General features: G+C 57.7%; 19 protein-coding genes. 8 read left to right on the top strand and 11 right to left on the bottom strand.

Annotated features, from left to right (window positions below; translation table 11 throughout):
* Window positions 1-15: 15 nt before the first annotated feature.
* From paaE to GA830_RS16860, 6 genes are all read right to left on the bottom strand, one after another.
* Window positions 16-1101, bottom strand: a complete 1086-nt coding sequence (gene paaE, locus GA830_RS16885; protein WP_195162933.1) for a 1,2-phenylacetyl-CoA epoxidase subunit PaaE — start codon at window positions 1099-1101, stop codon at window positions 16-18.
* Window positions 1102-1111: 10 nt separating this feature from the next.
* Window positions 1112-1621 carry a 1,2-phenylacetyl-CoA epoxidase subunit PaaD gene (gene paaD, locus GA830_RS16880; RefSeq protein WP_195162932.1) on the bottom strand — a complete coding sequence of 170 codons (510 nt, stop codon included), beginning with the start codon at window positions 1619-1621 and terminating at the stop codon, window positions 1112-1114.
* Window positions 1615-2367 carry a 1,2-phenylacetyl-CoA epoxidase subunit PaaC gene (gene paaC, locus GA830_RS16875; RefSeq protein ID WP_195162931.1) on the bottom strand — a complete coding sequence of 251 codons (753 nt, stop codon included), beginning with the start codon at window positions 2365-2367 and terminating at the stop codon, window positions 1615-1617. Before paaC ends, paaD begins: the two co-directional genes overlap by 7 nt.
* The gene (gene paaB, locus GA830_RS16870) at window positions 2367-2654 is read right to left on the bottom strand and encodes a 1,2-phenylacetyl-CoA epoxidase subunit PaaB (protein ID WP_195162930.1); all 288 of its coding nucleotides are present in this window, start codon (window positions 2652-2654) and stop codon (window positions 2367-2369) included. Before paaB ends, paaC begins: the two co-directional genes overlap by 1 nt.
* Window positions 2655-2659: 5 nt before the next feature.
* On the bottom strand, window positions 2660-3655 hold the full coding sequence (paaA, locus tag GA830_RS16865; RefSeq protein WP_195162929.1) for a 1,2-phenylacetyl-CoA epoxidase subunit PaaA: 996 nt from the start codon (window positions 3653-3655) through the stop codon (window positions 2660-2662).
* A 135-nt stretch (window positions 3656-3790) separates the two neighbouring features.
* A complete protein-coding gene (locus GA830_RS16860) occupies window positions 3791-4669 on the bottom strand; it encodes a PaaX family transcriptional regulator (RefSeq protein WP_258045487.1) in 879 nt (292 codons plus the stop codon).
* 257 nt (window positions 4670-4926) lie between these two features.
* Between GA830_RS16860 and GA830_RS16855 the strand changes: the two genes are divergently transcribed.
* Complete coding sequence (locus tag GA830_RS16855) at window positions 4927-5439, top strand: RrF2 family transcriptional regulator (protein WP_195162927.1); 513 nt, start codon at window positions 4927-4929, stop codon at window positions 5437-5439.
* An 84-nt stretch (window positions 5440-5523) separates the two neighbouring features.
* Complete coding sequence (locus tag GA830_RS16850; protein ID WP_195162926.1) at window positions 5524-5901, top strand: DoxX family protein; 378 nt, start codon at window positions 5524-5526, stop codon at window positions 5899-5901.
* Between the two features lie 68 nt (window positions 5902-5969).
* On the opposite strand, the gene GA830_RS16845 is transcribed toward GA830_RS16850, so the two are convergent.
* The 3 genes from GA830_RS16845 to GA830_RS16835 form a co-directional block, all read right to left on the bottom strand.
* Window positions 5970-7625 (bottom strand): thiamine pyrophosphate-binding protein, encoded by a 1656-nt coding sequence (locus GA830_RS16845; protein WP_195162925.1) that lies wholly within the window; start codon window positions 7623-7625, stop codon window positions 5970-5972.
* On the bottom strand, window positions 7622-8791 hold the full coding sequence (locus tag GA830_RS16840; RefSeq protein ID WP_195162924.1) for a CaiB/BaiF CoA transferase family protein: 1170 nt from the start codon (window positions 8789-8791) through the stop codon (window positions 7622-7624). The genes GA830_RS16845 and GA830_RS16840 overlap by 4 nt, the downstream gene beginning before the upstream one ends.
* Window positions 8792-8914: 123 nt before the next feature.
* Window positions 8915-9847, bottom strand: a complete 933-nt coding sequence (locus GA830_RS16835) for an alpha/beta fold hydrolase (RefSeq protein ID WP_195162923.1) — start codon at window positions 9845-9847, stop codon at window positions 8915-8917.
* A gap of 166 nt (window positions 9848-10013) precedes the next feature.
* Here GA830_RS16835 and ettA point away from each other — a divergent pair, with 166 nt between their 5' ends.
* The 3 genes from ettA (at window position 10014) to GA830_RS16820 (ending at window position 13641) form a co-directional block, all read left to right on the top strand.
* On the top strand, window positions 10014-11663 hold the full coding sequence (ettA, locus tag GA830_RS16830; protein ID WP_195162922.1) for an energy-dependent translational throttle protein EttA: 1650 nt from the start codon (window positions 10014-10016) through the stop codon (window positions 11661-11663).
* Window positions 11664-11809: 146 nt separating this feature from the next.
* Window positions 11810-12931 (top strand): beta-ketoacyl-ACP synthase III, encoded by a 1122-nt coding sequence (locus GA830_RS16825; protein ID WP_195165014.1) that lies wholly within the window; start codon window positions 11810-11812, stop codon window positions 12929-12931.
* 101 nt (window positions 12932-13032) lie between these two features.
* Window positions 13033-13641 (top strand): MOSC domain-containing protein, encoded by a 609-nt coding sequence (locus tag GA830_RS16820; RefSeq protein ID WP_195162921.1) that lies wholly within the window; start codon window positions 13033-13035, stop codon window positions 13639-13641.
* Between the two features lie 12 nt (window positions 13642-13653).
* Here the strand turns inward: GA830_RS16820 and GA830_RS16815 are convergent, their stop codons facing one another.
* Complete coding sequence (locus GA830_RS16815; RefSeq protein WP_195162920.1) at window positions 13654-13968, bottom strand: DUF2293 domain-containing protein; 315 nt, start codon at window positions 13966-13968, stop codon at window positions 13654-13656.
* A 137-nt stretch (window positions 13969-14105) separates the two neighbouring features.
* On the opposite strand from GA830_RS16815, the gene GA830_RS16810 reads away from it, so the two are divergent.
* The 3 genes from GA830_RS16810 (at window position 14106) to GA830_RS16800 (ending at window position 18129) form a co-directional block, all read left to right on the top strand.
* Window positions 14106-15125 (top strand): ArsR/SmtB family transcription factor, encoded by a 1020-nt coding sequence (locus GA830_RS16810; RefSeq protein ID WP_195162919.1) that lies wholly within the window; start codon window positions 14106-14108, stop codon window positions 15123-15125.
* A complete protein-coding gene (gene metF, locus GA830_RS16805) occupies window positions 15125-16048 on the top strand; it encodes a methylenetetrahydrofolate reductase [NAD(P)H] (RefSeq protein ID WP_195162918.1) in 924 nt (307 codons plus the stop codon). The genes GA830_RS16810 and metF overlap by 1 nt, the downstream gene beginning before the upstream one ends.
* 860 nt (window positions 16049-16908) lie before the next feature.
* Complete coding sequence (locus GA830_RS16800) at window positions 16909-18129, top strand: alanine racemase (protein WP_195162917.1); 1221 nt, start codon at window positions 16909-16911, stop codon at window positions 18127-18129.
* Between the two features lie 23 nt (window positions 18130-18152).
* On the opposite strand, the gene GA830_RS16795 is transcribed toward GA830_RS16800, so the two are convergent.
* Window positions 18153-19325 carry a lytic murein transglycosylase gene (locus GA830_RS16795; RefSeq protein WP_195162916.1) on the bottom strand — a complete coding sequence of 391 codons (1173 nt, stop codon included), beginning with the start codon at window positions 19323-19325 and terminating at the stop codon, window positions 18153-18155.
* Window positions 19326-19380: the final 55 nt, after the last annotated feature.

Genomic DNA, 19380 nt, shown 5'->3' with positions numbered 1-19380 from the left:
TCCCTCCGGGCTTACCTAGCTTGCATCAAAATCCAGCACCAGCCTGTTGCTGGTCGGGCGTGCCTGACAGGCCAGCGTGAAGCCGGCTTCTGTCTCCCATTTTTCCAGCGAATAATTGACCGCCATTTCGGCAGACCCTTCCATTACGCGGCAGCGGCAGGTGCAGCACATGCCGCCAGCGCAGGAGAATGGCAGGTCTATGCCGGCAGAATTTGCGGCATCAAGGATGGAGTTTTGCGCATCGCCCATGGTGAAGTTACGGCGCACGCCATCCAGAACGACTTCGATTTCTGCCCCCTGTTCAACGGCTTGCTGCACGGCTTTTGAGGGCGCGCGGCGCAAGGCGGGTTCGCCTGTCGGGGTAAAACGCTCAAAACGGATTTTTGTCTCGTCAATGCCAAGGCTGCGCAAGGTGGCGGACACATCGTCGATCATTTCGCCTGGACCGCACAGAAATATGCCATCTGCGGCAGCAGGATCAATCAGCCCTTTTTGCGCCATTGCGGCAATGCGCGCGCCGTCTATACGGCCATTGAGCAGATCGACATCCTGCTTCTCGCGCGACAGGACATGGACAAGTGTGAAGCGGCCAAGATGGCGGTCTTTCAGATCCTGCAAATCTTCGCGGAACATAATGTTTTCAGTGGCGCGGTTGCCATAGATCAGCGTGACCGAATTGCGCCCATTGCGGGCCAGCACGCTGGCGGCAATGGCAAGCATGGGGGTGATGCCGGACCCTGCGGCGATGAGCAGGAAATCCTGCGTCTCACCAGCACCCAGCCGCGGCGTGAAACGACCTTCCGGCGGCATGACGCGCAGCCGGTCGCCAATGGCCAAACGGTCATTGACGAAGCAGGAAAAGCGGCCATCATCGACCTTCTTGATGCCGACTTTCAGCAAGGTGTCGTCAGGTGTTGAGCAGATGGAATAAGAGCGCCGGATCTCCTCGCCATCAACACTTGCGGCCAGTGTGAGATATTGGCCGGGATTGAAAGCGAAGGCGGCTTTCAAATCATCAGGAATGGCAAAGCCGAGTATGGCGCTGTCTGATGTCTGACGCTCAATTTGTTCGACGGTGAGATCGTGGAAGCGTGGGCTCATGGGACGCGCCTCAGATACATTTGAAATAATCGAAGGGTTCAGCGCATTTCAGGCAGCGATACAGCGCCTTACATGCGGTGGAACCGAATTCGGAAATACGCGCGGTTTCTGATGCGCCGCATTGCGGGCATTCCACCAGCGTTTCGCCAAACAGAGCACGCACGGAATTCGAGGCCTTAGCAGGCGGTGCAATGCCATAGGCTTTCAGCTTTTGGCGGCCCTCATCGGTAATCCAGTCCGTGGTCCATGCCGGTGCCATCTGGCGCTCGATGCGCGGTTCAAAACCCGCCTCGCGCAAGGCCATTTCAACGGCAAGCTCAATGGCCAGAACGGCGGGGCAACCGGAATAAGTGGGCGTTATTCTGGCAACAGCAATGCCGTCGATCATTTCAACCGAACGCAAGATGCCCAGATCCTCGACCGTTAAAGCCGGGATTTCAGGATCTGGAACGCTGGCTGCAATGCGGTAGGCGCGCATTGCCATGAAATCGGGCTGCACCCGTGCGGCGGCGCTCACCATTCTGCGCCCGGATATGCGCGCTGCATATATTGCAGCTCGGTCAGCAGAAAGCCCATATGTTCGCCGTGCTGGCCGGTGCGACCGCCGGTATGTGCAAAGGGTGCGGCAGGCGCGTCGAGAAGCGCTTGCGAAAACACGCTTTGCAGCGTGTGCTCAAATTGAGGGCGCAGACTTTGCGGATCAGGCGCGACGCCTTCAGCGATCATTGCATCCAGCACCGCGTCACGCTCGAAAAGTTCTTCGACATAGGGTGCCAGAATTTCTGCGGCTGCCTTGAGGCGGGCTGCACTTTCTGGCGTGCCATCGCCCAGCCGGATAACCCATTCGCCAGTGTGGCGAATGTGATAGGCGACTTCCTTTTCGGCCTTGGCGGCAATGGCTGCAAGCGTTGCATCATGGCTTTTGGCAAGGGCTGCCCAGAGCGGTTGCATGAAGGCCGCAAAATAGAACTGGCGCAGCATTGTGTGGGCAAAATCGCCATTCGGGCGCTCGACCATCAGGCAGTTGAGATATTCGCGTTCGCGACGCAAAAACGCCAGATCATCTTCGCTGCGGCCCGTGCCTTCCAGCTCTGCCGCATAGGCATAAAGCGTGCGCGCATGGCCGATAAGATCCAGCGCCATATTGGGCATGGCCAGATCTTCCTCCAGCATCGGGGCATGGCCGCACCATTCGGATAGCCGGTGGCCGAGAATAAGATTGTCGTCGGCCAAGCGCAGCAGGAAGGTGATCTTTGCGTCAGCCATCACATATGCCCCACTTCGTCGGGGATGTCGTAAAAGGTGGGGTGGCGATAGACCTTGGAGAGAGAAGGCTCGAAATTCTCTTCCTTCTGGCCGGGGTCGGATGCGGTGATGGCGGCAGATGGCACCACCCAGATGGAAGTGCCTTCGCCGCGCCTTGTATAGACATCACGCGCGGCATTCAGCGCCATCACTTCATCTGCGGCATGAACAGAGCCGCAATGCTTATGGGCCAAGCCATTGCGCGGACGGATAAAGACTTCCCAGAGCGGAATAAGGTTTTCAGTCATGTGATTTACTCCGCAGCGATGCGGGCGGCCTCGGTGCGCGCCCGGCGTTTTTCGGCGTAAGCAAGCGCTGCTTCGCGCACCCATTTGCCGTCATCCCACGCCTTGCGGCGGGCTTCGATACGTTCGCGGTTCATCGGTCCGCCGCCCTTGACGACTTTCCAGAATTCGTCCCAGTCAATCGCGCCGAAATCATAGACGCCCTTGTCCGCATTCCACTTCAGGTCCGGGTCGGGCAGGGTCAGGCCGATCAATTCTGCCTGCGGCACGGTCGCATCCACGAATTTCTGGCGCAGCTCATCATTGGTGAAGCGCTTGATTTTCCACTTCATGGATTGGTCGCCATGCTGGCTGTCACCATCGGGCGGGCCAAACATCATCAGCGAAGGCCACCACCAGCGGTTCAGCGCATCCTGCGCCATGTCCTTCTGGTCTGGGGTGCCGCGCGCCAGCGTCATCATGATCTCGTATCCCTGGCGCTGGTGGAAGCTTTCTTCCTTGCACACCCGCACCATTGCGCGGGCATAGGGACCGTAGGAACAGCGGCAGAGCGGGATCTGGTTCATGATGGCCGCACCATCGACAAGCCAGCCGACCGCGCCAATATCGGCCCATGTCAGGGTCGGGTAATTGAAAATGGAGGAGTATTTCGCCTTGCCGGCCAACAGCTCCTCGGTCATCTGCTCACGCGACACACCGAGCGTTTCAGCCGCCGAATAAAGGTACAGCCCGTGGCCGCCTTCATCCTGCACCTTGGCCAGAAGCGCTGCCTTGCGACGCAGTGAGGGGGCGCGGGTGATCCAGTTTCCTTCCGGCAACATGCCGACAATTTCAGAATGGGCGTGCTGGCCAATCTGGCGGATCAGCGTGCGGCGATAGCCTTCCGGCATCGGATCATTCGGCTCGATTTTTTCTTCGGCATCAATGCGTGCCTGAAACGCAGCAAGAAAGGCTTCATCCTCGCTGGTTTCGGTTTTTGCGCCGATAAGGCCCTGGCTGTACATCGCGCGTCCTCCCTGACTTCATGATGCTGGCATGTGCCGATTTTCAATCTGTAACAAAAAATGCGAAGCTGGGCAATGTTTTGTAACATAAATATATGGAATGTGGATGCCCAGCGCCTCGTGGTTCGACAGGCGCTATGCGATGCCGCCAAAGCGGGCGTTGAATTTTTGGGGTGATTGAAGGGCGGGCAGACCGGCATTGTTGATCCAGTGTTCGCTGGCCACGGACAGATTGGCATAGATTGCTCGGGTTATTTGGCGGGCCTGTTGCCCCGGCCAGTTGTTGGGTAAAAGAGCTTCTGGCAGGCCGGGATCGTGCAACACGATGCGCCGCCAATCATGAATGAGGAGAATGCGCGCGGTAAGCGCATCAAGGCCCAAAAGAGGTGCGTGCTGTAACGCATCGTGAAATGGTTTCATCGACGCATTGAAGCCGGCATAGGCTTGTGCTGTTTCTTCAAGGTTCCAAAAAGCGGCGACGTTTTTTGGAAGGTTTTCAGTTTGGCTGTTCATCACCAGCATTGTGTCTAACGGACTGCCGGAGAGGGATGGCTGTGCGCTTTGCGGGCGCAGAAAAGTGCCCGTGTTACATTCTACAAATCCAAGCCGCTCCATTTCTGCTTTTTGAGGGGCAGTCAGATTTTGGCCGGGCGGGGTGATTGCCACTGACCAATATCCATCCCAAGCTGGTGGGCTGGCTGCATAAATGCGCTGTGTGGCGAGGTCGAAGGCGTGTCTGCCATGCTGGTCCAGCGCATAGAGGCTGTTGCGGCCTTCTTTTTCGCGGCGTACCCAGCGGTCTGCGGCAAGGCGCGACATGGCGGTGCGCAGCGCACCGGGCTCAATGCCCATATGGCCCGTGATTTCTTGCAGCGTGGCGAGCGGCACCTGCCCACCGCGCGGCACGATGGCATCGCCGAAAATGGTGATGACCAATGACCAGACCCGCAGCCGCCCGCGCTCATGCAGGCGTTGGGTAAGCCTTGACAGTGCAAGGGTGGGAGATTGCGTCACCGCGTCTCGCATATGTGGGTTAGCGTGGCGCTCTTGATTATTTCGCCAGTCATGTTGGGCCGCCTCTATGTGATTGTCAGCTTTTACAGCAGTTTAAGCCGCCGTCAAAACTGTCTTGAGGGGACAGGAATGATCTGGCGCCAAGCATTTCCACTGGCTGTAAGCGCGCATTTGGCGGCAGATGGCAGGATAATAGGCCATTTCTATTGTGGATAAAAAATATCCACGATAAGGATTGCTCACGATAGGAGTTCGATATGAAGTTGAGTGAGGGGGTTGAGGCGGCGATCCATGCGGCGCTGACGCTTGCGGGGTTGGAGAGGGAGGCGACCATGCCGGCTTCAGCGTTGGCCGGGCAGTTTGGGCAATCGCCGAGCTATCTTCTGAAGCATCTCAACGCATTAACGGTTGCGGGCATTTTGCAATCACTGCCGGGGCCGGCTGGTGGTTACCGGCTGGCGCGGCTGCCGGAAGCGATTTCACTTCTGGATATTGTGCTTGCGGTGGAGGGGCCACGACCGGCGTTTCGCTGCGCTGAAATTCGTCAGCGTGGACCTGCGGCACTTCCAGTCTCGGTGTTTGCCAAACCCTGCGTGATCAATGCTGCAATGCTGCGGGCCGAAAAGGCGTATCGCGCCGCGTTGGCGCACGAGACGTTGGACGGATTGATGGACGCCCATACGGTCCAAACCGATCCGCGTGCGGTGGCGGCTGGCTGTGCCTTTGTCCTGCAGAACCAGCGTGCGCAGAAAAAATCCAAAACTGTTTGAAAGGGTGACTTTTCACGACAGCCATTCAACGGCACGGCACAGACTGTGTGAGGCCAATGCTAATAATTACAGGAAATCAAAGCGATGCTAGCCAATTTTGCCAATGAGATTCAATTTGTGGGGCGGCTTCTTTTAGGCGGTGCCTTTGTCGTTGCGGGTTCACGGAATGCCATGAACGCTGGTTTTTTGACGGGGCTGATGGCAGCAAAGAATGTACCCATGCCGCGCACCGCATTGTGGGTTGGTATATTTTTTCAGCTGCTGGGCGCGATAGGGCTGGTGTTTGGCCCCTACACGATGTGGGCGGGGCTGGCCTTGATCCTATTCATCATCACGGCCACGGTGATATTCCACAATTTTTACGGCCTGCAGGGGCCGGAGCGGGTAGCTGAGATCAATGCCGTGATTTCCAACACAGCGCTTGTGGGCGGACTTTTGGTGATTGTTGCCACTGCTATGTGATGCAATATTTGACCCGGCTTCCGTCTCTGCGGATGCCGGGTCTGCAGGTGCCTTGGGGCGCGCCGCTTTTAGCGCTTCTCCCTTATGTCAGTCAGCGTGCGGGTGGGGGTGATGGCCTCTGGGTCGAGGCGGATTTCGATGATGGATGGCTTGCCGCTTTTGCGGGCGCGTTCAAAGGCGGGGGCGAATTCTTCGGTGGTTTCCACCGTTTCACCGTGGCCGCCATAGGCGCGGGCAAGGGCTGCGAAGTCCGGGTTTTTGAGGTCCGTGGCGACGACACGGCCTGGATAATCCCGCTCCTGATGCATTCGGATTGTGCCATAGGTGCCGTTATTGACGAGGATCACAATGATCGGCAGATCATATTGCACGGCAGTGGCGAATTCCTGGCCGTTCATCATGAAGCAGCCATCGCCGGCGAAGGCGATGACTTCGCGCTCTGGAAACAGGGCCTTGGCGGCCACAGCGCCCGGCGTGCCATAGCCCATCGAGCCAGATGTGGGGGCGGCCTGCGTGGCGAATTTGCGGAAGCGATGGAAGCGGTGCACCCATGTGGCATAATTGCCTGCGCCATTGGTGAGAATGGCATCTTCTGGAAGGACTTCTTCCAGATGTTCCATGATCGGGCCCATTTGCACGGCACCGGGGCCGGTGCGCGGCGGGGTTGACCATGCGCGGTAGGAAGCGTGCAGGCGCTCGGTCTCATCCGCCCAATCTGGAATGGCGGCAGGGGTGAGCTTGGCGAATGCCTTGCTGAAGGCTTCCGGCGAAGCGTTGATGGCAAGTTCCGGGCGGTAGACGCGGCCAAGTTCGCCTGCATCTGCATGGACATGCACAAGGGTCTGGTCGGGATAGGGGCTCTTCATCAATGTATAGTCCGACGACGGCATTTCACCCATGCGCCCGCCAATCAGCAGCACCAGATCTGCCTGCTTTATATAGGCAGCGAGTGTTGGGTTGGGGCCGATGCCGACATCGCCAGCATAGCACGGGTGGAGATGGTCAAACAGCATCTGCCGGCGGAAAGAACAGCCAACCGGCAGGGCCCATGCTTCCGTTGCCTTTTCGATGCGCGATTTTGCATCTGCGCTCCAGCGTGAGCCGCCGAGAATGACAAAGGGGCGTTTTGCGCCGGCCAGCAATTCGGCAAGGCGGTGCATTTCATGTTCACCGGGCGTGGTTTCGACTTGTGTGTAGGGCAGGGCTTCCGGTGCTTCCACCATATCCACCAGCATGTCTTCAGGCAGCGATATGATGACAGGGCCGGGGCGGCCCGAGGTGGCGATTGCGAAGGCGCGGGTGACGAGTTCCGGTATGCGCTTGGCATCGTCGATTTCGACCACCCATTTGGCCATCGAACCGAAGAAGGCCTTATAATCTACCTCCTGAAACGCTTCGCGCTCCTTGGCGTGGCCGGCAACCTGACCGATGAACATGATCAGCGGTGTGGAATCCTGCATGGCGATGTGGATGCCGGCAGAGGCATTGGTTGCGCCGGGGCCACGGGTGACAAAGCAAATGCCGGGCTGGCCGGTGAGGCGACCATGGCTGTCGGCCATCATCGCTGCGCCGCCTTCCTGACGGCAGACAATGGTGCGGATCTGGTTCGAATCATGCAGTGCATCAAGCACGGCAAGGTAGGATTCGCCCGGCACGCAATAGATGCGGTCAACGCCATTTGCTTCGAGTGCGTCAACAATCAGTTTGCCGCCAGATTTTTTCACTTTTTCTGCTCCAGTTCGGATAGGACTTCTTCGGTATGTTCGCCCAATCGCGGCGAGGGGCGCTCATATACCGCCGGCGTTTTCGACATAATGATGGGCGAGCGCACCGAAGGGAGGGCGTTTCCATGGCCGTCATCGAGGTCCATGCGCATGTCGCGAGCGATTGTTTGCGGATCGTTGAACATTTCCCCAATAGTGTTGATGGGGCTTGCCGGTACACTTAGTTTTTCCAGATCGGTCAGAAGCGTGGCCTTGTCGTACTCGGCCAGGCGCGCGACGATGATTTCGCGCAGTTTTGTCCGATTGGTCACGCGGGCTGAATTGGTAGCGAAGTTGGGATCGCCGGGAAGTTCGTTCAGATCTACAACATGGCAGAAGCGCTGGAACTGGCCGTCGTTGCCGATGGCAAGAATGATGTGGCCGTCGCTCACGGGCACAACCTCATAGGGGGCAATGTTCATATGGGCGTTACCCATCTGGATCGGTGAATTGCCCGACACCAGGTAATTGAGGTTCTGGTTTCCAAGCACCGAAACCTGCGAGTCAAACAATGCCATGTCGATATGCTGGCCTTCACCGGTCGCTTCCGCATGACGCAAGGCAGCTTGAATGGCGATGGTCGAATATAGGCCTGTGAAGATGTCGGAGACAGCTATACCTGCCTTTTGCGGTTCCTCGCCAGGCGCGCCGGTGATCGACATCATGCCGGACATCGCCTGGATGATGAAATCATAACCAGCTCGCGGCGCGTAAGGTCCGGTCTGACCAAAACCGGTGATGGAGCAATAGACAAGGCGCGGATTGTCGGCTTTCAGGCTGTCATAATCGAGGCCGTATTTCTTTAGTCCGCCAAACTTGAAGTTCTCGATCAACACATCAGCAGTAGCGATGAGTTTTTTGAGGGTAGCAGCGCCTTCTTCCGTGGCAAAGTCGATCAGCACCGATCGTTTGCCTCGGTTGCAGGAGTGATAATAGGCAGCCGAAAGGTTCTCACCGTCCTTGTCGAACACGAAGGGTGGTCCCCAGCGGCGTGTATCATCGCCATAGGGGCTTTCGACCTTGATGACATCAGCGCCTAGGTCTGCAAGCAACTGTCCCGCCCAAGGGCCGGCCAGAATGCGGGCAAGTTCGATGACACGGATACCTTTAAGCGGAGGATTGGACATTTTATTTCGCACCGGTTCTGGCGTTGGCTTAAAACGTGCCTAGCAAATCCGCCATGGCACTGTCACGCTGCTTGCATCGGGCCACAGGTTAAAGGCTTGCAAACAGGCCCAAAGGCGCGCGCCCTATGCACCCACCTGCCGGCCAGCCCATTCGATGAAATCACGGGTGACAACGTCCCGGTTCACCTCGTTGAGAGACTCGTGACGGGTCGACGGGTAAATGGTTGAATTCATTTCTGAAAAGCCCATTTCCGAAAGTCGATTGGCAAGCCTTTTCACTGCCTTGCCGTGAAAGGTAGCAGGGTCATCGCCACCGCCGACCAGATGGAAAGGGAAGGTTTTTCGAACCTGGCTAAAATCGATATCGTCAGCGCCTGCGAAGATGAAGTCGAAAAGGTCGCGCCAGAGCGAGACAGAGGCATTCCATCCGCAGAGAGGGTCGGAGATATATTTTTGGACTTCAGCTGCGTCATGGGAGAGCCAGTCGAACGGTGTTGTGTGGTTGGGGATTTTGCGCGCCCAGTCCTGAAAAGTGAGCTTGGGCATCAGCCGAGATGGTACATCCGAGCCGAGCCGGAATCGTTCCCAGGCAAGGATAGCAAGAGCTGCGCGACCGGCCAGGCCTGCGGTGAAATTGGCGTTCCAGATTGCCGCAGCGTGAAGGCGGCTGGAATGCTTCAGCACGTAATTCAGCGCGATCAGGCCTCCCATCGAATGGCCGAAGATAATAACGGGAAGGCCGGGGTTTTCTTCAGCGATGAGATCGTGGACTGCCTCTACATCGGCTATCACTTTGGACATGCCATCCTGCGCGGCAAACCTCCGTTGGGGTGCGTCCGGGGCTTTGGTTCGACCGTGCCCGCGATGGTCGTGCGCGTAGACGTGGAAGCCGGCGCTGGTCAACGCATCTGTGAAGCGCGCGTAGCGGGCAGCGTGCTCTGCGAGGCCATGGTTGATCTGCACCACACCGCGCGCTGTGCCTGCTGCACGGCTTGTGTAGAGGCAAAGGTTCGCGCCCGTGGGTGATGGGTAGGCCCGGTGCGTGTCGAATGGCATTCTTGGTCCGCTTCTTGCGCACAGAGTGTGGGATGGCGTCCTAGGCGTCAAGCGCGTGTCTTGTGGCGCGGCACATGCGCCGTCTCGCCAAAACGCATTGCCGTTGGCGCGGCCTTCGCTTACATAACGGCCAACCCTCCTTCAAACATTGACGGGATAAGCGCGCGTGGCACGCCAATTCATCTATCATATGACCGGTCTCAACAAGGCCTATGGCACCAAGAAGGTGCTGGAAAACGTACATCTGTCCTTCTATCCGGATGCCAAGATCGGCATTTTGGGGCCGAACGGCTCGGGTAAATCCACGATCCTCAAGATCATGGCTGGCCTCGACAAGGAATGGAGCGGCGAAGCCTGGCTAGCTGATGGCGCGACCGTCGGCTATCTGGCGCAGGAGCCTGACCTTGACGAAACCAAGACGGTTTTCGAAAACGTCATGGACGGCGTGTCCAAGAAAACAGCCATCATCGAGCGCTATAATGAGCTGATGATGAACTATTCTGACGAGACGGCTGATGAATCGGCCCAGCTTCAGGATGAAATGGACCGGCTGAACCTTTGGGATCTCGAACAGCAGGTCGAGATGGCAATGGAGGCACTTGCGTGCCCGCCCAAGGATTCGGAAGTGACCAAGCTTTCGGGTGGTGAGCGCCGCCGTGTGGCCCTGTGCCAGCTTTTGCTGCGCCAGCCTGATTTGCTGCTGCTCGATGAGCCAACCAACCATTTGGACGCTGAGACGACCGGCTGGCTGGAAAAGCATCTGCGCGCCTATCCCGGTGCCGTGATGCTGATTACCCATGATCGCTACTTCCTTGACAATGTCACAGGCTGGATTCTTGAGCTCGATCGTGGTCGCAGCATTCCTTACGAGGGCAATTACACCGCCTATCTGGAAGCCAAGGCCAAGCGCCTGAAGCAGGAAGGCCGCGAGGACGATTCGCGCCAGCGTGCCATCAGCCGCGAACGCGACTGGATTCAATCCAGCCCGAAAGCACGGCAGACCAAATCCAAGGCGCGTATTCAGGCGTTTGAGGATCTTCTGGATGCAGCTGACAAGCGCCGCCCAAGTGACACGCAGATCGTCATTCCGCATGGCGAACGGCTTGGCAATGTCGTTATCGAAGTAGAACAGTTGACCAAGGGATATGGCGACCGCGTTCTGATTGAAAACCTTGATTTCAAACTGCCACCAGGTGGCATTGTCGGTATTATCGGGCCGAATGGTGCGGGTAAAACCACGCTGTTTCGCATGATCACCGGTCAGGAAACGCCCGATGGTGGGTCTCTTCGTGTCGGTGAGACAGTCAAGCTTGGCTATGTTGACCAGAGCCGCGACCAGCTCGACCCCAGCAAGACCGTGTGGGAAGAAATTTCAGGCGGTGCGGAAATTGTGAAGCTTGGCAAGCATGAAGCCAATACGCGCGCTTATTGCTCGTCTTTCAACTTCCGTGGCGGCGACCAGCAGCAGAAGGTTGGCAATCTGTCAGGTGGTCAACGCAACCGTGTTCACTTGGCCAAGATGCTGAAGACCGGTGGCAATGTGCTGCTCCTCGATGAGCCGACCAACGATCTGGATACCGAAACACTGGCAGCGCTTGAAGATGCGCTGGAAAGCTTCGCCGGTTGCGCCGTTATCATCTCCCATGATCGTATGTTCCTCGATCGGTTGGCGACGCATATTCTGGCCTTTGAAGGCGATAGCCATGTGGAATGGTTTGAGGGCAACTTCCAAGACTATGAAGCAGACAAGATTCGCCGTCTGGGTGCCGATGCAATCAACCCGCATCGCATGACATATAAAAGGCTTACGCGGTAGAGTACACGCGTCCCGCCTTTGCTGCACTGCATCAAGACCTTTGCAACCGGGAATAAAACGGCCTAAACCCGCTTGGTGGAACGGGCCTTGGCGAGTCCGTGGTGCTGCGCGCTTGATAGCGCAGCAGGCAGCAGGGCAGCATGAACATGAAGCGTGTCATCATCAGCGGGGTTGCCGTTGAAATTCCGCAAGCCTCCATCACCAATGACGAACTGGTTGAGAGCTTCAATCTGTGGGTGGATGCGGAAAATCCGCGACGGGCTGAGCAGGGGCTCGAACCGCTGGCGAAATCCGATGCGGCCTTCATCGAATACGCGTCTGGCGTCAAAAATCGCCATGTCATCGAGCGCGAGGGTATTCTAGACCCGACCCGGATGTCGCCACGCATTCCCGTGCGTCCGGACGATGTGATTTCGGTAGAAGCAGAATTCGGAGTTGCCTCGGCAAAGAAAGCGCTGGATCACGCCGGACTGCGACCCGGCGATATCGATCTGGTGATCTGCGCGGCGTCGCACCATCAGCGCCCATATCCAGCCATTGCCATCGAAATGCAGCATGCGCTCGGCACAAAAGGCGCTGGCTTCGACATGGGACTCGGCTGTTCTTCTGCCGCTGCAGGGCTACATGTGGCAGCGGCGTTGGTGCGTGCTGGCGCGCACCGCCGGGTGTTGGTGGTGACGCCGGAAATCATCACCGGCCATCTCAATTTCCGCGATCGACAGACGCATTTCATCTTTGGCGATGCTTCCACGACTATGGTTGTTGAAGCACTGGAAGAGGGAGAGACGCGGGCCGGCCGTTTCGAAGTGCTGGACACACGCAGCTGGACGCAATTCTCCAACAATATCCGCACCAATCTGGGCTACCTGTCGCGCAACGCGCAAGAGGATCCGTACATGATCGACATGGACGGTAATATGATCCGCCAGGTCGGCAACAAGGTGTTTAAGGAAGTCACGGTAGCCGGCCACCGCTTCATCGTTGATTTTTTGGGCGAGCACGGGCTGAGACCTGACGACATCCGGCGTTTCTGGTTGCATCAAGCCAATGCACGGATGAATGCGATGATCCTGAAGCTTTCTTTCGGACGCGAGATCGGCCATGACCGCGCACCCATGGTGCTGGAGCGATTGGGCAACACGGCTGCCGCTGGTGCCATCGTTGCGCTGTCGGAAAACCACGCCGACATGAAGGCCGGCGATTTTGGGCTACTCTGCGCTTTCGGTGCCGGTTATTCCATTGGCGGTGCGCTTCTCAAAATGATGTGACGTGCACGATCCATCGGCGCGGCTGATACGGCGTTCAGCCGATTTCAATGGCTTTTCATTCTGGAAATGGCATGTTCGGCAACCATCTATGGAAGTGAAGCATGCTCGATCTCTTTGCGAAGGACACTGTAATCCATCCGGGCAGAAAGCTTGCTGCCACGGTAGCCGGAGTGTTCCTTGCTTCAGGCGATGACTTTGTCACTCAACCGGTTGAAAGTTTGTCGCTCAGCTTCGAGGGGATTTCCGGGGACTTTCATGGTGGTTACACGCGTCGCTCGGGTGGGCGCGAGCCGTGGTATCCGCGCGGCACCGAGATGCGCAATGAGCGCCAGCTTTCCATCGTTGCGGCGGACGAGCTTGAAGCGGTAGCGGATCGCATGGGAATTGCGAAAATTATGCCGGAATGGATAGGTGCGAATCTCGTTCTGGAGGGAGTTGCAAATCTGTCGATGTTGCCGGCTGGCTCCCTGCTGTTCTTCAAGGATGGCGTGACGTTAAAAGTGGACGCGCAGAATGGTCCCTGCCGCTTGTCCGGCCGGTCTATTGCCGAACATGCCGGCATGGCCGACATCGAACTTGGATCGCTGCTGTTTCCAAAGGCTGCCAAGCGCCTGCGCGGCCTCGTCGCGTGGGTGGAAAAACCGGGCACCATCCGCGACGGCGAAGCGGTTTCCGTCAAAGTGCCGGAGCAGTGGATTTACCGTCCTTAGCGGGCGCCGCTGCTATTCCTCGTCTTCGTCAGGATCAAGCAGCCGGGTGGCCCGCCATCTGGTCAGCGTCCGGTTAATTTCGCCTACAACGAAAAAGCGGGCCGAGTCGCGATCGTAGCCTTCGCCCAAAAGGGACTCATACTGGCTGTGTTGATGGCGCACATGGGCAATGGTCGCCAGCCAAACCGCAATGCCCGGCGGCAGTGTCTTCATGTGTTTGGCACTGGCGTCGGTACGAATACATTCTGTGTCAGAATAGGGCGCCATGGGTAAAAGGGCCGTTAGCGCCTTAGCGATAGCACGCTTCCGCCCAGTATTGGCGATCATGAGGTTGGCGCCGACGATGCGGACGTTCCGAAATCAGGGCTTGCGCCTGCGGCATTTTGTTGTTCGGAAGCGACATGCCTCTTGCACGCCATATCCGCATCACATAAAGATATGTTTATATCTGCTGGAGACATTCGATGGCACTTTACCCACACGCGACGCTCGACACCATGGTTGATACCCTAAAGGCTGCCGCCGAATCCAGTCGGCTGCGTATTCTGGCGCTTCTGTCGCGGGGGGATCTTACGGTCTCTGACCTCACAGAAATTCTGAACCAGTCGCAGCCTCGTGTGTCGCGTCACCTCAAACTGTTGCTGGAGGCCGGGCTTATCGGGCGCTACCAAGAGGGATCGTGGGCATATTTCCGGCTGTCCGATGCGGACACAGAGCGCGATTTTGTCAACGGGCTGGTCTCGCGCGTCCACCTCAGCGACCCACAGGTAGAGCGCGATCTGGAGCGGCTTTCAGCGGTAAAGCGCCGCCGGCAGGAGCGTGCGCGCGAATATTTTAGTGCCAATGCCACGAGTTGGGATCAGATCAGGTCGTTGCACGTTTCTGACTCAGCCGTTGAAGCCGCGCTTAAGCGCTTGGTCGGCAAGAAACCTTTCCAGACCATGTTGGACCTTGGTACTGGAACGGGACGTCTGCTGGAGCTTTTTGCGCCGCTCTACCGTCGTGGTGTGGGCATTGATCTCTCACGTGAGATGCTGACGGTGGCTCGTGCCAATCTCGACCGGGCTGGAATCGCCAATGCACAGGTGCGCCAGGGCGATATTTATGCGCCGCCGGTGGAGCGCGACACCTACGATCTGGTGACGATGCATCAGGTACTGCACTATCTTGACGATCCGCAGCTTGCGGTTGGGGAGGCAGCACGGTTGCTGCGTCCTTCGGGCCGTTTGGTCATTGTCGACTTCGCGCCGCACGGGCTCGAGTTCCTGCGCGACGAGCATGCCCATCTCAGGCTGGGCTTTTCCGACCGGCAGGTGAGCGAATGGTTTGCAGATGCCGGGCTGGAGCTTGAGGCGAGCGAAGAATTCGAGCCGCGCAACTCGACTGGCGCAAAGCTCACAGTAAAATTGTGGATCGCTCGCGACCAGCGCTTGCTGATTGCTGATCCTTCTCCCGCCTCACCATTTTTGAGAGAAACCGCGTGATGACACAGCTTTCCCGCCGCTCCGATATAGGTGATAAAATACAGGTTTCGTTCGAATTCTTCCCGCCGAAATCCGACGAAATGGAAGCGCGGTTGTGGGAAACGGTGACCCGGCTGGAGCCGCTTAGCCCCAGCTTTGTCTCAGTTACCTCCGGCGCCGGTGGGTCGACGCGGGAACGCACGGCGCGCACTGTCGGTCGCATACTCAAGGAAACATCTCTGGTGCCGGCCGCGCATCTAACCTGCGTGGACGCATCGCGTGGAACCGTCGACCAGGTGATCGGAGAATTTGCCGCGATGGGTGTGTCGCGCTTCGTTGCGTTACGGGGTGATCCTGCCGAGGGAGTTGGTGCAAGATACTGTCCGCATCCAGAAGGCTATGCCAATGGCGCCGAGCTCTGCGGGGCGCTTCGTGAGGCTGGTGAATTCGATGTTTCCGTTTCGGCGTATCCTGAGAAGCATCCCGAAAGCCCGGACTTTGCGACCGATATCGACATGCTGAAACGCAAGGTCGACAATGGCGCGACGAGGGCTATCACGCAGTTCTTTTTCGACAACGATCTTTACGAACGGTATGTCGAACGGGTGCGGCGCGCGGGGATTTACATCCCGATTGTTCCAGGTGTGTTGCCGGTGCACAACTTCACTCAGGTCGCCAATTTTTCAGCGCGCGCCGGAGCGCACATTCCAGGCTGGGTTGCTGAACGGTTCGAGGGCCTTGCAAAGGACCCGCAGACCCATGCGCTGGTTGCTGCAGCCGTCGCGGCTGAACAGGTCATGGATCTCGTCGAGCGCGGCGTGGGCGACTTTCATTTCTACACAATGAACCGGGCTGATCTTGCTTACGCGATTTGCCACATGATCGGCATTCGCCCGTCAACGACGCAGGGCAGCATAGCCGGCGAAGCGTCTGCTGCGGCCTGACATGAAGAAGGCCGGGCATGCCCGGCCTTCTGAATTTTTTGTGATCTCAGCTGAGCTGCGGTCTTTCCGCCTAGGCTCAGGGAAGAACGCCCATGATAAGGGCTGCGATGAATGCAAAAGCTGCGCATATCATCAACGCGTTGATTGGCCGTGTCAGTCCCATGGCATAGCCTCCTCGAGTGCGCATCAAGCCCTGAATCTAGGATCATTTCGGCAACACGCAAGAAGAAATTGTGTTGCGATGCGGCGCGAATGTGAAAAATCCGACCTATTTACGGCGCTTAAGTGTTGGTTTCGCAGCGGAAATCGGTTGCCAATCGGCTGTGGATAATAGTCGATCGCGTGGTCTCATCCCGCTAATGCAGCCCGACTGAGAGGCAGCACCCGAACCGTCGATGACCACCAGGCCAACACCAATCAATGCCATGCTTGCCGACTCAAAGAGTGAAGGCGTTCGCCGAGAAAGACAGCGCCCCTGAAGGATGGCACTGACCCGGACCACCAGCATGATCACTAAGCATTGGTGGCGCCAGCGGAGGCCAGGATACGAAAACAAAGGATATAGGCAAGGGCGGTCGATATCAGTGATAGTGCTGCAACCGCTTCCCCAATTGGTAAGCGAGCGAATTGAAGTTCGGTCGGAGCCACGACTGGCACCATCATCAAGATTGAGGCGGTTAACTGCCTGGTCGAGGCGACCACGGCATCCACACCTCGAAAACGCTTGGCCGCCTCTGCCCGATTGGCATAAGGAAGCCGTCAATTTGAGTGCCACCCGTTTCAGTACGGAGGAAGTGGTGAAACCGGTATTCACCGTTCGCGTTCATGTTATACGGTTCGGCGCGCAGCGAGGTTAGTCCATGCAACGATTCGACAATGCCACCGACGCAGCGCTGGCGCTTCGTCCCGACGAGCCTGTCTATTGCTTCCGGCCGGAGGTGCTGAAGGAAGATTGCCGGCAGTTCATGGGCATGTTTCCGGGCAAGACCGCCTATGCAGTGAAGACCAATGGCGAGTTGCTGGTTTTGCGCGCGCTTGCTGAGGCTGGTGTGACGGCATTCGATGTGGCGTCTCCGGCCGAATTTGCGGCGGTGCGGGAAGTCGCGCCAGATGCGGAGATGCTTTATATGCACCCGGTCAAAGCGCAATCTGATATCAGGCTGGCGCTGGAGACCTATGGCATTCGCGTGATTGCGATTGATCATGAGGACGAGATCACCAAGCTGACGCGGGTGGTGCGCGCGCTTGATATTGACCCGGGTTCGATGACGGTTTTCGTGCGTATCCAGACCAAGGGGTCTGCCGCTTACGAGCTTTCCAAGAAATTTGGGGCGGCCCCTGCACATGCGGTGGATCTTGCAAAGCGGTTGAACCGGACCGGCTACAAGGTCGGCATTGCATTCCATGTCGGCAGCCAGATCGAAGACCCTGATACCTATGAGCGGGCGCTGGCCTCTGCGGACTGGATACGCAACCGGCTTTCCATGCCATTGGCTGGACTTGATGTTGGCGGCGGGTTTCCGGCTGAATATGGCTATGACCCCAACCGTAAGAAGCCGCAAATGCCTTCCATCGAGGAGATCATGTCGCGGCTGAGGGGTGACATCAAGGAATATCAATTCGACGATATGCCGCTTGTGGCCGAGCCTGGACGGGTGATTGTTGCCAAGGCGTTTTCGCTGATTGTGCGGGTGCTTCTGCGCAAGGGCCGCCGTCTCTACATCAATGATGGGATCTGGGCATCCTTGTCGGATTCCTGGACAGGCAAGATCACGCTGCCGGCGCGGTTTATTCCTGATCCCGCCATCCGCACGCGCAATGGCGAGGAAAAAAACATTGTGCCATTCAAAGTGTGCGGTGCGACCTGTGACAGCGTGGATATTCTTTCACGGCCGTTCTGGCTGCCTGAAACGGTAGATACGGGCGATTGGATCGAGATCGGCCATATTGGCGCATACTCGCTGTCGCTGCGCACGCGGTTTAATGGATTTTATCCCGACACATTTGTGGAAGTGACCACACCCTTCAGCGAAGGCAAAGCCCCTGAGGGCTTTGCCAGTTTGGAAACGATGGCTGATTGAGGGTGGCGCTAGTCTCAACCTGTTTAAAGATTGGATAAAAGCGCCGGGGTTGGCCAGCCGTCAACCGGGAGGCCGAGGCGGTCTTGTTCGGTGCGGACGGCTTCGCGGGTGCCGACGCCGAGGATGCCGTCGATCTTGCCGACATCGTAGCCTCTTGCCTGTAGCTTGGTTTGCAGGAGCTTCATGGGTTCAAGGTCGAGGCCGGGTTCTGGGTTGCGCTTGTCGAAGGCTGGTTCACCCGCGATGCGGGCGGCCAGATGTGCGGCCGTGAGCGTGTAGATGAGCGACTGGTTCCACTCCAGATAGACATCATAATTGTGGTAGCTGAGGAAGGCCGGGCCCTTGTGGCCCATTGGCAGGACAAGACCGGCGTTCAGGCCGCTATCGGCTAGTTTCTTGCCATTGCGGTCTGTCACACCCCATTTTGACCATTGCGATACGGGAAGCTTTTTGGAGCGACCGGTTTCGTGCCAGGGGAGTTTATTGGGGATGCGCACTTCCTGAAGCCAAGGCTCGCCCGACTTCCAGCCTTTTGACTGGATTTTGCGGGCGGTGGTCAAAAGAGCATCGGGGGCGCTGTTGCGAACGTCGATGATGCCGTCGCCATCACCATCCACGCCAAGCGCCAGCACGTCGCTGGGGAGCATCTGGGTCTGGCCAACTTCGCCGGCCCAAGCGCCAGTGGCGTCTGCGGGCAGATCACCATGATCAATCAATTGCAGCATGGGCAGAACCTGGGGGCGGAAAAGTTCTGGGCGGCGGCAATCATGGGCGAGGGTAACGAGGGCTGAAAGGCTTGGAAAATCACCCTGGAAGGTGCCAAAGTCGCTCTCCAACGCCCAGAAGGCGGCCAGAACCGGGCCGGGTACGCCGAATTCGCTTTCAGCGCGGGAAAAGACGCGGGAGAGTTCATTCAGTTTTTCACGGCCCTTGTTCACGCGCTGCTGACTGATGAGCTTGCCGGAGAATTCATTGAAGGTTTGCGAGAAAAAGGATTGCGAGCGGTCGCGCTGGAGCACGCGCTCTTGCAGCGTTGAACCGGCAAGGGCATTGAGGCCGCGCTGCCCAATACCCGCTTGGCGGGCTTCTTCGGCGATGATGCTTTTCCAGCTGGCGAAATCTCCCCCACATTGCTGCGCCAAAGCTGGCGTTGCGGTTGAGAGGGTGAGTGCCAATGCCAAAAGACGCAAAGTCATGGTTTAATCCTAGCCTGATCCAGCATCGGCGCCGTGCCGATAAGAACGTGAAAAT

It is taken from the genome of Mesorhizobium sp. NBSH29 (assembly GCF_015500055.1).
Classification (GTDB): domain Bacteria; phylum Pseudomonadota; class Alphaproteobacteria; order Rhizobiales; family Rhizobiaceae; genus Neomesorhizobium.
Note: the sequence above shows the minus strand (reverse complement) of the source record. Positions and strands in the feature narration are given on the sequence as shown.

What these genes read in the sequence shown, in the direction of transcription:
- GA830_RS16855 (WP_195162927.1), top strand. Translation starts at nt 4,927, where the DNA reads ATGAAGTTGAGTGAGGGGGTTGAGGCGGCGATCCATGCGGCGCTGACG.
- GA830_RS16850 (WP_195162926.1), top strand. Translation starts at nt 5,524, where the DNA reads ATGCTAGCCAATTTTGCCAATGAGATTCAATTTGTGGGGCGGCTTCTT.
- GA830_RS16815 (WP_195162920.1), bottom strand. Translation starts at nt 13,968, where the DNA reads ATGATCGCCAATACTGGGCGGAAGCGTGCTATCGCTAAGGCGCTAACG.
- GA830_RS16795 (WP_195162916.1), bottom strand. Translation starts at nt 19,325, where the DNA reads ATGACTTTGCGTCTTTTGGCATTGGCACTCACCCTCTCAACCGCAACG.
- metF (WP_195162918.1), top strand. Translation starts at nt 15,125, where the DNA reads ATGACACAGCTTTCCCGCCGCTCCGATATAGGTGATAAAATACAGGTT.
- GA830_RS16840 (WP_195162924.1), bottom strand. Translation starts at nt 8,791, where the DNA reads ATGTCCAATCCTCCGCTTAAAGGTATCCGTGTCATCGAACTTGCCCGC.
- paaB (WP_195162930.1), bottom strand. Translation starts at nt 2,654, where the DNA reads ATGACTGAAAACCTTATTCCGCTCTGGGAAGTCTTTATCCGTCCGCGC.
- GA830_RS16835 (WP_195162923.1), bottom strand. Translation starts at nt 9,847, where the DNA reads ATGCCATTCGACACGCACCGGGCCTACCCATCACCCACGGGCGCGAAC.
- GA830_RS16800 (WP_195162917.1), top strand. Translation starts at nt 16,909, where the DNA reads ATGCAACGATTCGACAATGCCACCGACGCAGCGCTGGCGCTTCGTCCC.
- paaD (WP_195162932.1), bottom strand. Translation starts at nt 1,621, where the DNA reads ATGGTGAGCGCCGCCGCACGGGTGCAGCCCGATTTCATGGCAATGCGC.
- paaA (WP_195162929.1), bottom strand. Translation starts at nt 3,655, where the DNA reads ATGTACAGCCAGGGCCTTATCGGCGCAAAAACCGAAACCAGCGAGGAT.
- paaE (WP_195162933.1), bottom strand. Translation starts at nt 1,101, where the DNA reads ATGAGCCCACGCTTCCACGATCTCACCGTCGAACAAATTGAGCGTCAG.
- GA830_RS16810 (WP_195162919.1), top strand. Translation starts at nt 14,106, where the DNA reads ATGGCACTTTACCCACACGCGACGCTCGACACCATGGTTGATACCCTA.
- GA830_RS16820 (WP_195162921.1), top strand. Translation starts at nt 13,033, where the DNA reads ATGCTCGATCTCTTTGCGAAGGACACTGTAATCCATCCGGGCAGAAAG.
- GA830_RS16825 (WP_195165014.1), top strand. Translation starts at nt 11,810, where the DNA reads ATGAAGCGTGTCATCATCAGCGGGGTTGCCGTTGAAATTCCGCAAGCC.
- paaC (WP_195162931.1), bottom strand. Translation starts at nt 2,367, where the DNA reads ATGGCTGACGCAAAGATCACCTTCCTGCTGCGCTTGGCCGACGACAAT.